Annotated in this window: 13 protein-coding genes; 11 read left to right on the top strand and 2 right to left on the bottom strand. The window is 67.7% G+C overall.

The genetic code is table 11. The features are described 5' to 3' along the window. The first annotated feature begins 47 nt into the window (after positions 1–47). On the top strand, positions 48–917 hold the full coding sequence (locus tag O7621_RS12160) for a hypothetical protein (RefSeq protein ID WP_282234057.1): 870 nt from the start codon (positions 48–50) through the stop codon (positions 915–917). Here O7621_RS12160 and O7621_RS12155 read toward each other — a convergent pair. Further along, a complete protein-coding gene (locus O7621_RS12155) occupies positions 905–1,591 on the bottom strand; it encodes an SDR family oxidoreductase (RefSeq protein WP_282234056.1) in 687 nt (228 codons plus the stop codon). The genes O7621_RS12160 and O7621_RS12155 overlap by 13 nt on opposite strands. A 60-nt stretch (positions 1,592–1,651) precedes the next feature. On the opposite strand from O7621_RS12155, the gene O7621_RS12150 reads away from it, so the two are divergent. Beyond that, the gene (locus O7621_RS12150) at positions 1,652–2,035 is read left to right on the top strand and encodes a MerR family transcriptional regulator (protein ID WP_282234562.1); all 384 of its coding nucleotides are present in this window, start codon (positions 1,652–1,654) and stop codon (positions 2,033–2,035) included. Further along, entirely contained in the window at positions 1,999–2,613 is a 615-nt protein-coding gene (locus O7621_RS12145) for a TetR/AcrR family transcriptional regulator (protein WP_348775314.1), read from the top strand. The genes O7621_RS12150 and O7621_RS12145 overlap by 37 nt, the downstream gene beginning before the upstream one ends. 104 nt (positions 2,614–2,717) lie before the next feature. Here O7621_RS12145 and O7621_RS12140 read toward each other — a convergent pair whose 3' ends face one another. After that, positions 2,718–4,154, bottom strand: a complete 1,437-nt coding sequence (locus O7621_RS12140) for a peptide ligase PGM1-related protein (protein ID WP_282234055.1) — start codon at positions 4,152–4,154, stop codon at positions 2,718–2,720. 289 nt (positions 4,155–4,443) lie between these two features. Here O7621_RS12140 and O7621_RS12135 point away from each other — a divergent pair, with 289 nt between their 5' ends. From O7621_RS12135 to O7621_RS12100, 8 genes are all read left to right on the top strand, one after another. Then, positions 4,444–5,256, top strand: a complete 813-nt coding sequence (locus O7621_RS12135; protein WP_282234054.1) for a 2OG-Fe dioxygenase family protein — start codon at positions 4,444–4,446, stop codon at positions 5,254–5,256. 13 nt (positions 5,257–5,269) lie between these two features. Beyond that, entirely contained in the window at positions 5,270–5,698 is a 429-nt protein-coding gene (locus O7621_RS12130) for a GFA family protein (RefSeq protein WP_282234053.1), read from the top strand. Then, positions 5,699–6,904 carry an aminotransferase class I/II-fold pyridoxal phosphate-dependent enzyme gene (locus O7621_RS12125; protein ID WP_282234052.1) on the top strand — a complete coding sequence of 402 codons (1,206 nt, stop codon included), beginning with the start codon at positions 5,699–5,701 and terminating at the stop codon, positions 6,902–6,904. A gap of 5 nt (positions 6,905–6,909) precedes the next feature. Beyond that, positions 6,910–8,175, top strand: a complete 1,266-nt coding sequence (locus O7621_RS12120) for an MFS transporter (RefSeq protein ID WP_282234560.1) — start codon at positions 6,910–6,912, stop codon at positions 8,173–8,175. A gap of 365 nt (positions 8,176–8,540) precedes the next feature. After that, positions 8,541–9,827, top strand: coding sequence for a hypothetical protein (locus O7621_RS12115; RefSeq protein ID WP_282234051.1), 1,287 nt, complete (start codon positions 8,541–8,543; stop codon positions 9,825–9,827). 367 nt (positions 9,828–10,194) lie between these two features. After that, positions 10,195–11,583 carry a hypothetical protein gene (locus tag O7621_RS12110; RefSeq protein ID WP_282234050.1) on the top strand — a complete coding sequence of 463 codons (1,389 nt, stop codon included), beginning with the start codon at positions 10,195–10,197 and terminating at the stop codon, positions 11,581–11,583. Positions 11,584–11,925: 342 nt separating this feature from the next. After that, positions 11,926–12,672: a polysaccharide lyase family 7 protein gene (locus O7621_RS12105; protein ID WP_282234049.1), complete on the top strand. Its 747-nt coding sequence runs from the start codon at positions 11,926–11,928 to the stop codon at positions 12,670–12,672. Between the two features lie 312 nt (positions 12,673–12,984). Continuing rightward, on the top strand, positions 12,985–13,527 hold the full coding sequence (locus tag O7621_RS12100; protein WP_282234048.1) for a ricin-type beta-trefoil lectin domain protein: 543 nt from the start codon (positions 12,985–12,987) through the stop codon (positions 13,525–13,527). Positions 13,528–13,555 lie beyond the last annotated feature (28 nt).

Raw genomic sequence — 13,555 nt, 5'->3', positions numbered from 1 at the left:
ACAGGAAACTCGCAGCTGCGCGGCAGCTGGAAAGGCACAGGAAACAGATGCCGGAACGCAGCATCAATGCGCGGCCCGGCGTGGTGCCGGCGACCCGACGGGTCGCCGGCACCATGTTCGCCGCTCTCTACGGCAGCCTCCTCACCGGACCCGCAGACGATGTTCCACACGGAACCGACGGGGAGCTGGACGCCTATTCGCTCTTCTACCACCGGTCACTCGCCATGGGCTGGCTCGACGATTCCTCGGCTGGCGGCGATCGCGACAACGGCATGCTCCGGTCGGGTGGCCTGTGGGCGACGAACGACGCCGGGTGGCAGCATCCAGCCGCCGCACCCGACGCCGACCTGCTGTCCTGGTTCCAGGTCGACGCCAGCGCGGTGGCGGGCGACCGGCCACTGCCGGTGCAGCCGTTCCTGCACTGCGCCGCAGAGGTGACGGCACGGCAGGGTCCGCTCGACCTGTCTGCGGTACAACTGCTGCTACCGGTGCACGGGCTCGACCCGGCGTCCCGCCCGCCGTACGCGCCGGTGCCGGCGACTCGGACGAGCCCGTGGTTCACCGGCCACGGTCCGGCGGACCGGACGCCGGTCGAGATCACCGTCAACAGCGGCCGGGAGCCGTCGCTACCCGACGTGGCGGTCCAGCTCACCGAGCTGCTCGCCGACCTGGGTCCGGATGTGTTCGGATACCGGTCGCACGACCTGGCGGCCGCCGACACCACCCCGGCTCCACTGTTCGACGACAGCTTCTGGAACGGCCCACCACTGCACGGTGTGGTGCTTCGCGGTGAGCTGGTCGAGTGGTCCTGCGACGCGATCGGGTGGCTGGCCGAGGCGGTCGCCGACGCCGTGGCCCGGCTCGGCGTCGGCACGCCGCTGCTGTTCACCGCCGTACGCTCTGGTCAGGGTTCCTGACCGCCCGGGGCGGCTGCGGCAAGGGATGCCTTGACCGCGCGGGCCGTCTCGTCGGCGAGCACCTCCCACTCACCCGCTTCGAGACCGTCCAGGGCGGCCTTGACGATCACCGCCGGGTCGCTTTTCTGTACGTCGTAGGAGGCCATCATGTCGGTGTCGACGGCACCCATCAGCAGACCGGTGACCTGGGTGTGCTGGGCGGCCAGCTCCAGCCGTACGGCGTTGGTGAGGTTCCACTCGGCGGCCTTCGCCGCTGCGTAGCCGCCGGCACCCGGGTAGGCGCTCCAGGACAGCGCCGACAGAACGTTGAGGATCGCGCCGCCGGCCAGCTGTGGCGCGAAGGCCCGGATCATGTGCAACGTTCCCCAGAAGTGGGTGTCCATCTCCCGGCGGATCAACTCGAGATCACCGCCGACCAGGTCCGCGCCGGTGGTGACCCCGGCGTTGTTGACCAGCAAGGTGACGTCACCGGTGGCCGCCGCGGCGGCGGCGACCGAGTCCGGGTCGGTGATATCCAGCGGCAGGACCCGTACGCCGGGCAGGTCGACGGACTCGGGGCGGCGGGCGGTGGCGTACACCGTGGCGGCACCGCGCTCGACCAGCTGGGCGGCGAAGTGCCGGCCGATACCACGATTGGCCCCGGTGACCAGGGCGGTTGCTCCGGAAATCTGCATGCCGGCTACGCTAGAACTTGACGTTGACGTCAAAGGCAAATGATTGTGACAGGGGTCACTGTGCGGATCGGTGAGCTGGCCGCCCGCGCCGGGGTGAGCACCCGGGCGCTGCGCTACTACGAGGAGCAGGGTCTGCTGGTCGCGCAGCGCAGCACGGCCGGTCAGCGCCGCTACCCGGAGTCGGCCGTCGAGCGGGTCCGGCTGATCCAGCGGCTGTACGCGGCGAACCTGTCCAGCCGGACCATCGCCGACCTGATGCCCTGTGTGGACGCCAAGGTCAACACGCCCGAGTCACGCGCCCGGCTGGCCGCCGAACGCGACCGGATCGATGCGCGGATCGCCGAGCTGACGGCAGCCCGCTCCCGCCTGGACGAGGTGATCGCGCGGGCCGCACACCCGGCCAGCGGCTGCGCGTACGAGTCCGGCCCGGCCGGACCGCCCTGATCGGACAGATCCAGGCAGTAACGGCCGCCCGGATCCTCGCCGCCGCCGAACAGGTCTTCGCGGCGGCCGGTCCGTCCGCCTCGACCGAGGAGCTCGCCGAGCTCGCCGGCGTGGCGATCGGCACCGTCTTCCGTCACTTCCCCACGAAGGCCGCTCTCATCGAGGCGGTGTTCCTGTCCCGGCTACGGGAGATCACCGCGTACGCGCGGGAGATGGCCGCCGCCGGCGACGTCGGCGCCGGCTTCTTCGCGTTCTTCACCGAGGCCGTCAAACAGTCGACGGTCAAGCACGCCTTCACCGACGCCGTCGACTCCGACGACGAGGCGATGGCCGCCGTACGGGCGGCGATCGCCTCAGCCGGCGCGGACCTGCGCGACGCGATGGGGGACCTGCTGATCAGGGCGCAGCAGTCCGGAGCCGTACGCCCGGACATCGCCACAGCCGAGTTGATCGGGCTGATGATCGGCACCTCGCGGGCGCTGGAGCAGGTCGGCCCCGATCAGCAAGGCCAGCAACGGATCCTCGCCGTCCTGCACGACGGACTCACGCCCCGGCCGCGCCCGGCGTCGTCCACATAGTGTCGACGGCATAACCACGGCGCGGAACGAACCCGCAGCCGGACCGCCCTGCCGGACATCTGCTCGGAGCCGATCGGAGCCGCGCAGAGCTTGCGCAGAATCGCTCAGAGCCTGCTCAGCATGGTGGTCAGCTGCTCCTCGGTGCGGGACGTCCCCGCCCAGCTACGGCCGACGACCACGTACTCGATCGTGCCTGTCTCCTCGGTGGTGTCGTTGTAGATGACCACGCCGTGGTCCGATCCCCGGGTGAACAGCAGTCCCTGCTCGTCCAGGGCCTTCACCAGGATGTCGCAGCCGGGCGCGGGCACGTCGATCCGCGAGGCGAAGACGTGATGGTCGAGGTAGTCCTGACCGAGCAGCCGTCGTCCGATCATGTCGATGCCGGTGGTGCCGCCGACCCGCCCGTTGAACTCGTTGAACAGCAGCTCGCCGGATCTGGTGACGATCGCGTCGATGTTCATCGGCCCGTAGTAGCCGAGTTGCTGGGCGACGATCGCGACCTGCTGCATGTATGCGCCGAGATGCGCGTGAAGTCTGGGAGTGAGGTTCTGCGGCGGGTAGACGCTGCCCTTCCAGGTCTCGGCCATGCGTAGGTCGCTGTAGCTCATCAGGGTCGGCGCGCCGACGCGTGGCACGGTCATGTCAGCGGACAGTTCGCGGACCGACTCGTGGTAGACCTCGATGATGTTGTGCGCCGGGCTGGCGCCGGCCGGCAGGTCGGGCAGGGCCGCCAGGCCGAACGGTTCGAGCGCCGACGCGACCGTCGCGGGGTCGGTCGCGGCCAGGTGGACCACGTAGTGGGCGCCGGCTTCCTTGCCTCCCTCGACCGTGGTCAGCAGGATGTTGCCGTCTCCGCCGGCGTTCACGTCCTGCTTGACGATGACGGCCCCGGTCCGGGTGAGCAGTTCGGACACGCCGTCGATCAGCTCCGGTCCGCGGTCCACCACTCGCCCCTCCGCGACCGGGATCCCGCAGGCCGTCGCCATCGAGCGGAAGACCGACTTGGAGTTGACCAGTTCAGCAGTCCCTTGCGCGAAGCGCACGGACTCTTCCGCGCCGACACCGAGCAGACGCTCCCAGGAGGCGATGTCCCGGTCGTGGATGTAGCACTCCAGACGCCATGGGTTCGCGCCGCCGTCGCGCGCGGCCATAAACCCACGCAGGGCCTCGGCGAGTTCGGGCCGCTCGCCGGGGTACCAACCGCCGCCGGGGTAGTCACCAAGGGAGAGCACGGTGGGGGGCGACGCGAGGCCGAGCAGATCGGCGACGTACGCCAGCCACGCGTCACTGACCTTGCCAGGAAGAACAGCTACGTCGCCCTCGTCCATCGACCACAGCATCCGGTTGGCGAGAAAACGGTAGGAGTCCTTCGCGTCGTCCGGGACGTCATCCGGCCGAGCTGCCATCACACGGCTGGTCGAATTGGCGAACATCAACTTTGGCAACGGTCGTCCTCCCGGTTTGTCGTGGTGTCCCCGAGCAGGGCACTTACCACGTTGGTGTCGAATCTCGAAACGGTAAGAGGCGCGGCTGACGAGCACGCTCGGCCGTGTACACGGTTCCCCGCCCCGGGGCAGTTGTCTTCTCCCACGTTGCTCTCATTACCCGACTACCGCCGGTAACCCATCACCCTCTGTTAGGGCAATTCAGAAGAAGCGGAGGCCTACCGCCCGCACCATGATGTGGATCTCAGAGCGCTTGCTGTCAAAGTCATTTCAGGGAGTGGAGAAGGCTGTGAAATACGACTCCGCCGTGTCCGACGTCATGGATGTCAGATCCGAGTACATCCGCGCCCGATGGGCTTTCGTCGACGGGGCAAGAATGGTCTCGATGCTGCAATCGCTCGGCGCGACAGACGAGGACTTCGAGCGTCTGAAGGTGATCAGCGACCAACTGGAGTCGGACCCGACCCTGCCTTTCCGTAAGAGCAGGAACGGGCGCATCTGCCTCGACCCGCAGACCCGGCGCGGTTACCGGCTGGAGGCGCAGCCCTTCGTTCTCTCCCGCGAGGAGGACTTCGTCCGGCACGACTCGGAGACGCTGCGAACGTTCGACGAGGTGCAGGACGACCTGCAACTGAACACCGCGCTGCAGGCGATGCTGGTCTTCAAGTTCCTGGTCGTGCACGGGGTCGACGTGGCACAGCGGCCCCGGCTGGACTACGGCCGCGCCGAGTGGATCTGCACCCTGTTCAACCTGCGGACCGTCACGACCACCGGTCTGCTGGGTGAGCCCGCGCTGGAGGGTGTGCACTCCGACGGGGTGGATCACACCATGACCACGTTCCTCTCCGCACGGAACATGACCGCCGACAGCGCGGAGACCTTCCTGCACGATATGCGGGAGGTCAACGGCCGCCGCTGGCACGAGACGGACCCCGCGTTGATCAAGGGCCGGGCGCGCCACGGCGACTTCCTGGACACCCTGATGGTCGTCGATCACGAGTACAAGCACAGCGTCTCGCCGGTCTACCCGATCGACGACACCGAGCCGGCGATCCGGGACATGCTCATCTTCTTCACCAGGAAACCCACCGAGAAGGGGCACGTCTCGTTCCGGTACGACTCGGTCGCCCCGCACCGCACGCTGCCCATGTCGTTCGGCCTGCCCGCCGACCTCCCCGCGCTCGCAACCGCCAACTGATCGGAGTGACGCCATGACCGAAGCGGTGCCGGAAACGACCGAGACCATCGAACGCGTGTGGTACGAGGGCAGCTGCCACTGCGGCGGGGTGGTATTTTCCGCAGCGGCCAGTCGAAACCTGACCATCACCCTGTGCAACTGCGGAATCTGCCACCGGCACGGCCACCAGGAACTGATGACCCCGGAGGAGCGGTTCAAGCTGCACCAGGGACAGGAGTTCCTCAAGCCGTACCGGTTCGGCAACCGCATCGCGGACCACACCTTCTGCGCGGTCTGCGGCGTGCTGCCGTTCTACCGCCCCCGATCGCACCCCACCGGCTACTTCAGCGTCAACGCGCGGTGCCTCGACCTCTCCCCCGCCGAGAACATCGAGTTCGTGGAATTCGACGGACAAAACTGGGAGGCGAGCATCGCCGCCGGCAAACACGTGTTGACGGAGTAGGTGACGACGCAGGTGTGGACAGGTTCCGACGTCGTCACCGTCGACTCGTTGCGCGAGCGCGGTGGGCTGAAGTGGGCCACCGCCGGCCCGGGAAGACTGGCGGCGTGTGTGGCCGAGATGGACTTCGGTACGGCACCCGACGTTGCGGACGCGTTGCACGACGCGGTGGACCGCGGTCAGGTCGGCTACCTCACGCCGCAGCTGACGGCACAGCTGGCTGAGGCGTGCGCCGCCTGGCAACATGACAGGTACGGATGGGACCTCTCGCCGGCGGATGTGCGGCCGTTGCCGGACGTCATCCGTGCCCTGCACGTCGCCATCGACTGCTTCTCCCGGCCCGGCTCGGCCGTCATCGTGCCGGTGCCCGCGTACCCGCCGTTCCTGGCCGTACCCCGGCTGCTCGGTCGACGCGTCATCCAGGTCGAGATGGTGGAGTCGGGCGGCCGCTACGGCTACGACCTGGACGCTCTCGATCGTGCCTTCGCGGCGGGCGGAAATCTGCTCGTCCTCTGCAACCCCAACAACCCCCTCGGCGCGGTCCTGGAGCCCGGCGAACTGTTGGCCGTCGCGGAGGTCGTCGAACGGCACGGTGGCCGGGTGTTCAGCGACGAGGTCCACGCACCGCTCGTCTATCCCGGGCACCGGCATGTCCCGTACGCCACCTGTTGTGAAGCGGCGGCCGGACACACGGTGACAGCCACGTCGACGTCGAAGGCGTGGAACGTGGCGGGTCTGAAGTGCGCCCAGCTGCTGACCAGCAACGACGCCGACCGCAAGCGGTGGGGTGAGCTCGGACGGCTGCACACCGACGGCACCGCCACCCTGGGTGTGCTGGCCGCCGCCGCCGCGTACCGGGCCGGTGGGCCGTGGCTCGACACCGTGCTCGGCCGACTCGACCGCAACCGGCATCTGCTGGCCGAACTGATCGGCGTACACCTGCCAATGGCCCGTTACACCCCGCCCGAAGGCACCTACCTGGGCTGGCTCGACCTGCGCGACTACCCGCCGGCTGCAGACCTCGCCGACCGCGCGCGGGTGAGCGTGATGGACGGTGCCGAGTTCGGCCCGTCGGGCACGGGTTTCCTCAGACTCAACTTCGCCACCACCCCCGCTATCCTCACCGAGATCGTGCGACGGTTGGCGCACGCCGCCACGGCAACAGCGGGTCCGGTCCGGTCGATGACACCCCGGAGGTTGGTTCCTTGACGACAGTGGACGTTTCCGAGCGGGTACGGCCAGCCGGCGACCCGCTGCGCTCCCATCGCGGTTTCGGTCTACTGCTCGCCTCCGATGTGGTCAGCCGAACCGGCGGCCACGTCGCACTCGTCGCCCTGCCGCTGCTCGCGGTACTCGTGCTGGATGCCTCGGCCCAGCAGGTGGGGCTCCTGGTGGCGGCGAGCACGCTCGCCTTCCTCGTCGTCGCGCTGCCGGCCGGGGTCTGGGTGGACCGGCTACGGCAGCGGTCGGTGCTGGTGGCCGCCGACCTGGTCCGCGCGCTGGTGCTGCTGTCGGTGCCGGTGACAGCGGCGTTCGGGGCGCTGAGCCTGGGGCAGCTGTACGTGGTCGCCCTGGTCATCGGGGTCGGCAACGTCTTCTTCGACGTGGCGCAGCAGGGCTACGTCACGTACCTGGTGGGCAAGGACCGCCTACTGGCCGGCTTCAGCAAGCTGGAGGTGGCCGGCAACGGCAGTCAGCTGGCCGGACCGCCCCTGGGCGGGGCGCTGGTCCAGATCATCACCGCCTCGGGCGCGCTGGCCTTCAACGCGGTCTGCCACCTGGCCTCCGCCTGGCTGCTCGGCCGGATCCGGCCACCTGAACCGCAGGTCCACCGGCCCGGTGGACGGCCACGGCTGGGCCGGGAGCTCACCATCGGAGTGCGGTACGTCGCCGGCCAGCCGATTCTCCGGCTGGTCGTGCTGCACGGCATGATCGCCCTGCTGTTCGAGTACGCGCTGCTCACCGTCCAGCCGCTGCTGCTGGTGAACACCCTCGGCCTGTCGCCGGCCGCGTACGGCCTGGTGACCGGGGCCGTCGCGGTCGGCGGGGTGGTCGGCAGCGTGTTCGCCAACCGTTTCGTCGCGACGTTCGGGATCGCCCGTACGCTGTGGTTGCCGTTCGCCGTGACGTTTCCGCTGCTGCTGCTCATGCCGCTGGTGGGTCAGGGCTGGCTGGTGGTGCTCTACCCGATCGGCTACGCCGCCTACATCGGCGGCAGCGCCATCCAGAACGTCGCCCAGATCACCTACCGTCAGGCCATCTGCCCGCCGGAACTGCACGGGCGGATGAACTCCGCCATGCGGTTCCTGATGTGGGGCATGATGCCGGTCGGCGGGTTGTTCGGCGGCTTCCTGGTCCAGGCGATCGGGGAACGGACCGCACTGTGGGTGTGCGCCGTCGGGATGCTGGCCAGCCTGCTGCCGATGCTCGGCCGGCCGGTGCTCCGGCTGCCCCCCGACGCCGGCATCGGCCAGGGGTGATCGCGCCCTTGGCCCGGCGTCCGGGACCGCGCCGCTACGGCACCATCAAGCTCAGCACCGGGGTCGTCTGCAAGCCGACCGGCAGCGCCATCGCGCCGATCAACAGGCCGCAGACGGTGCGGATCGCCCAACGCAGCGACGCCAACGTCTGCCGTACGCGACGAGCGCGACGCGCGGGTCAAGGTCCACGGTCAGACGTGGCGACTGCCTAGATTCGCCGGTCGCGACTGGTCAACGGCCTGCAGGGATTGGCAGGATTTTCCGCTGGCGCGTTGCTTGCGCCGGGCACCGTGGCCCGGCCCCGGTGCGCCGCGTCCGGATTCCGGACGACCCGTACCTTGTCGCTGGTCCGTCAGGAGATGTCAATGTCGCAGGGTGATCCGGTCGACCCGTGGGCAGATGTCGATCCGGCAGTCGTCGTCATCGGCACCCCGACGGGTGAGCGCAGCGGCGATGTCGGCATCGACAGTGCCGCCACGGAAATCGTCGGAATGTCGCATCCCGGCCCGGGCGACAACGCGCCGCCGACCCGACCTCGGCGGCCGGCGCTGCTGCTCGGCGCGCTCGGCACGGTCGCCGTGGTGCTGACGATCGCAACGGCCGTGGCCATCGCGAACCGGTCCGACGAGATCGAGACGCCGGGGGCGGTGGCGCTGACCGGCGAGCCGGCGGAGTCGTCCGCTGGGCCGGCGGATCCGGCAACGCCCGATCCGGCAGCACCGTCGCCCAGCACCACGCCGAGCCCGACGGCGGCACAGGCAGGCCCGGACCGGCAGGCCGCCGCCGCGGCGGCGTCGCCGGGGTCGATGTCGCCCGCCGCCCCGGCGCAACCCGCCACCGGCGCGATCCGGACCGGCGCGTTCGTCGGCGCGACCAGGATCGGCAGCCAGCTCAACGCGAACACGACCATGTACGCAGGCGAGTACATCCTCTCCCCCGACGGCCGGTTCGGCCTGCTGATGCAGACCGACGGCAACCTCGTCGCCTACGGTCCGTCGCCCTGCGGGGCGCCCCGACCCAACATCTGCCAAGGCCCCTACGACTGGTGGGCCAGCAACACCAACGGCCAGCCCGGAAGCCGGGTCGTCATGCAGAGCGACGGCAACCTCGTCATCTACCGCCCCGACGGCAGCGTCGCCTGGGCATCCAACACCAAGGATTCCGACGCGACCAGGGTGATGGTCACCAACCAGGGACACTTCCATCTGGCCCGCAGGGACGGCTCGACGGTGATGACGCTGACGGGCCTGTCCGAACAGAAAAGCTCCCTGTCGTACGCTGGCACGATGCCGGCCGGCTACCGGCTCACCACCCTGCGGTACCTGTCCTCGCCGAACGAGGTCTACCACCTGATGCAGCAGCAGGACGGCAACCTGGTCCTGTACGGGCCCGGCACCACCGTGCTCTGGTCGTCCGGCACACACCAGATCGTCGTCGGCGGCATGAGCGTGCGGGAGACCAGGATCCAGCCCGACGGCAACCTCGTCGTCTACGACAGCTCAGCCGCTGATGCGGCGGCGGTGTGGGCGTCGGATTCCGTCGGGGCTGGCCCCAGCCCGGAGTTGGTGCTGCGCGACGACGGGAACCTGGTGCTGCGGTCCGGGTCCACCCGGCAGGTCTTCTGGCAGACCGGCACCGGCGGCCAGCTTTAGCGAGAGCGAGCCCGCCTCGCTGGTGCCGCGTGGACGGCCCGACATGCTCTCGCAGTATGTCAGCAGTCACCTGCCCCGATCCGGGACTCCTAGTGCATCGGTCGACTAGCTCGGGTGACCGTCTGTGACCCGAAGTCTCTGCTTGCGCAGCGCCTCATCGGGCCGGTGCGGCATGTCGCAGCCTTGCCCACGCCCACCCCGGGGGTCCGGGCCATCGCCAAGCATTGACAGCCAGGCCCCCAGGAACAGATAATCCTGAATCTCAGTAAACCGATGCACTGAGCCTAGGTGACGATGCGACTACTTTGCGTCATGGTCCGTGGACCCCCTGTGGCGCCCTGCGGGGTGCCGTTGCGGTGCCGTTGCCGTGCCGCCGCGCGGACGCCGGACCGGCCTCGCCGTATCAACCGTCCCGATCTGCGACCCGGAAGGAACCCGCACCATGAAAGCAATAAGAAGACGGACCACGTCACTCGCGCGGATAGCAACAGTAGGCCTCATCGCCGCAGTTGCCACCGGCACGCTGGCCACCACCGCGAGTGCCGATACCGTGACCGTCGCCAATGCCGGCTTCGAAAGTGGCTACTTCGACGACTGGCGCATTATCAACTCCCGCAAGGTGGCTCTCTCTGATATCGGCAACACCGGCCACCATTCGGCCAAGATCCAAGGTACGGGCGGCGAAGTCCGGCAAGAGGTCACTGTCACGCCCGGCACCGACTACACCTTGACCGCGTATGTCCGGGGCAAGGGCGCCATCGGCGCCAGGGTGGGCGGCGACACCTACACCTCTTCCGGCGGTGGCCGTGGCTTCGAGCCGGTCAGCGTCGATTTCAACACCGGCAGCGCCAGCACCGTCGAAATCTTCGCGGCCTACGGTGGCAAGACCGGCCGGTTCGACGATTTCACCCTGTCCACCGGACCGGCACCGGGCGCCGGCTTCGACCCGAGCGTATGGGACAGTTCGGAGGCGGGCGACTACATCAAGTCAAGCGACCCGTACGTCTTGAGCTTCGACGGCTTGGAGCAGTTCACCGTCACCGGCAGCGGCGGCGGTCCGCGCGACGAACTGAAGACACCGGTGGCTGCCAGGAAGGCTTCGGACGAGATCTACGAATCCTTCTCGGCTGACATCAGGTTCGATCTCGACGACGGGGTCAAGCTCATCGCCCACCAGATCCACGCCGGCACCGGTGCCGGCTTCTCCACCCAGGTCAAGCTCTACGTCCAGGATTCCAGCCCACTCGGAATCTTCAAAGGCGAGGGCGAACAGGACTTCTCGATCGACGACTACCCGCTGCTCGAGGGGGTACCCAGCAACGGTGTCTTCGACGTGTACGTTCGTGTTCAGATCCCGGGCTTCGTGAGCGGTGACGGCCAGATCAACGAGGAGATCTTCGACCTCGGCACCGTCCGGAGCGGAGAGACCATGAGGTACGAGTTCATCAACGACTACGGCGTGGTCACGGTCGACTCGACCATCGGCCGTACGTCGACCAGTTTCACGTACGACATGCAGGATTCCCAGGCGTCCTACATGAAGTTCGGGAGTTACGTCCAAGCCCAGGACGCCGAGAGCGGCTGCAACGTCACCAACGATCTCGACTGCGAGTACCCCGGGTGGGTACCGTACGGCGAAGCCAGCAGTCCGGCAGAGGCGGAGGTGCTCTGGCGGCGGTACTTCGCCGACTCCGGCATCAGCAAGGCCAGGGTCACCTTCAGTAACGTCGTACACACGGGTGGTCCGCTCCAGTAACGGACTCGGGGATACCGGTAGTCGACGCTCGCACCCGCACATCCCCACGACCAGGGCCAGAAACAGGACCAGACACGTACGGTCGCCAGGTGGCCGCCGTACCGGGTCTGGTCCTGTTTCCGTGCAGCGCAAAACTTCTATTGACGTATCTGATTGCGTCTCCTACTCTCACCTGGCACTAGTGCCCAACAGTTCACAACTGTGAACTGAATGCGCACTCCTGGCGCGATGAAGCGACGCGCGACGAATCGTCCGCCATGGGTGCCGATCGCCGTCCGACGCCATCACCATCACCCCGAAAGGCCTCAACCCGCGATGACAACGCACCGCACACAGCGACTCGTGACCGCATTGCTGGCGACCACAGTCGTCCTGGCAGCCTCCCTCCTCACCCCGGGAGGCGTCGCCACCGCCGCCGCCCCGTGCGACTACCCGGCCCAACAGCTCAACCTGACGAACTGGAAGGTCACGTTGCCGACCGGCTCATCCGGATCGCCAACCGAGATCAAGCAACCGCAGCTCAAGACCTACTCGGCCAATCCGTGGTTCACGGTCAACTCCGCCTGCACCGGAGTTCAGTTCCGATCCCCGGTCAACGGAGTGACCACGCCCAACTCGAGTTACGCGCGCTCCGAGCTTCGCGAGATGGCCAGCAACGGCACCGCGAATGCCTCCTGGTCGGCGACCTCGGGCACCCACACCATGACCTTCCGGCTGGCCTTCAACAAGCTCCCCAACACCAAGGCACACGTCGTCGGAGCCCAGATCCACGACGGCGACGACGACGTCACCGTCTTCCGCCTGGAAGGCACCAACCTGTACGTCACCAAAGGAAACACCACTCACCACAAGTTGATCACCAGCAACTACAAGCTGCACACAGTTTTCGAGGGCAAGTTCGTCGTCAGTGGCGGCCAGATCAAGGTGTACTACAACGGCACCCTGCAGACGACAATCTCGCACACCGCGTCCGGCAACTACTTCAAGGCCGGGGCCTACACCCAGGCCAACTGCGGGAACTCCTCCCCGTGTAGCAGCTCGAACTACGGTCAGACAAGCCTTTACAAACTACTCGTCACGCACTCCTGACGACAAGTGATCTGTCGGGATCCCCGGTTCCGGGGATCCCGACAGCGAGGAGCCGCACTGAACAGTTGCAGTACCACCCACCCCGCTGATGGTGAACTGCCTAGTATTCACCGGTGCAACGGCCGCCATCAGACCACCTCCCAGCAACCTAGACCGTGACCCAACATCATCGTGACCGGATAAAAGCAGAGGTCAGGGCGCCGAACGGCCCGGCCGGCACCCGAATCGACCGCCACCGAGAGCCCTCGGCAGCACATGTATCGTGCCCTCGAGCGTGGGCCTCGTCTATGTCATCTGCAACTAGGAGCAAGCGTGTCTCGAGTCCGAAATTGGTCGATCGGCACCGGGGAAATGGTTCGCCGGCCACTGCGGCTGCTGGCCATGATGCTCGTCGCGGTGTGCGCGGCGGCGATCTCGGTGGTGGCGGCGCAAGCACCGGCACAGGCCGTACCTGGGCAGAACTATCTACGCAACTGGAGCACCGGCAGGTGCCTGGACGCGAACGACCGGGGGCAGATGTACACCCTGCCGTGCAGCATGCCGGTCGGCTCGAACCGCTATCAGCTCTGGCGGCCGATCGATCAAGGCAGCTGGGACGGCCACGATCTGGTGATGCTGCAGCACGTCAAGACCGGCTACTGCGTCCAGGTCAATACGGGCGGTGGAGCCGGGCTGAGTGAGTGCAACTCGGCGAAGAGCACCCAGTGGGAGGTGGTCGGTGGCCGAGACTGGTACAAGGTGGCACTGAAGAACAGGTTCAGCGACCTGTGCCTGGACGGCAACTCCCAAGGTGCCGTTTACGGGTACGGATGCATCGCGGGGAACGGCTACCAGCAATGGCGGCTGGGCTACTAGCCTGACTGACTGCCCGCACCTGATCCTC

This window comes from Solwaraspora sp. WMMD937, assembly GCF_029581175.1.
Lineage (GTDB): Bacteria > Actinomycetota > Actinomycetes > Mycobacteriales > Micromonosporaceae > Micromonospora_E.
The sequence above is the reverse complement of the archived record's forward strand: the minus strand, read 5'-3'. Positions and strand labels throughout refer to the sequence as shown.

Excerpts from the sequence above, each read along its gene's own strand:
- O7621_RS12160 (WP_282234057.1), top strand. The coding sequence starts at position 48 with ATGCCGGAACGCAGCATCAATGCGCGGCCCGGCGTGGTGCCGGCGACC.
- O7621_RS12155 (WP_282234056.1), bottom strand. The coding sequence starts at position 1,591 with ATGCAGATTTCCGGAGCAACCGCCCTGGTCACCGGGGCCAATCGTGGT.
- O7621_RS12135 (WP_282234054.1), top strand. The coding sequence starts at position 4,444 with ATGCTGCAATCGCTCGGCGCGACAGACGAGGACTTCGAGCGTCTGAAG.
- O7621_RS12130 (WP_282234053.1), top strand. The coding sequence starts at position 5,270 with ATGACCGAAGCGGTGCCGGAAACGACCGAGACCATCGAACGCGTGTGG.
- O7621_RS12115 (WP_282234051.1), top strand. The coding sequence starts at position 8,541 with ATGTCGCAGGGTGATCCGGTCGACCCGTGGGCAGATGTCGATCCGGCA.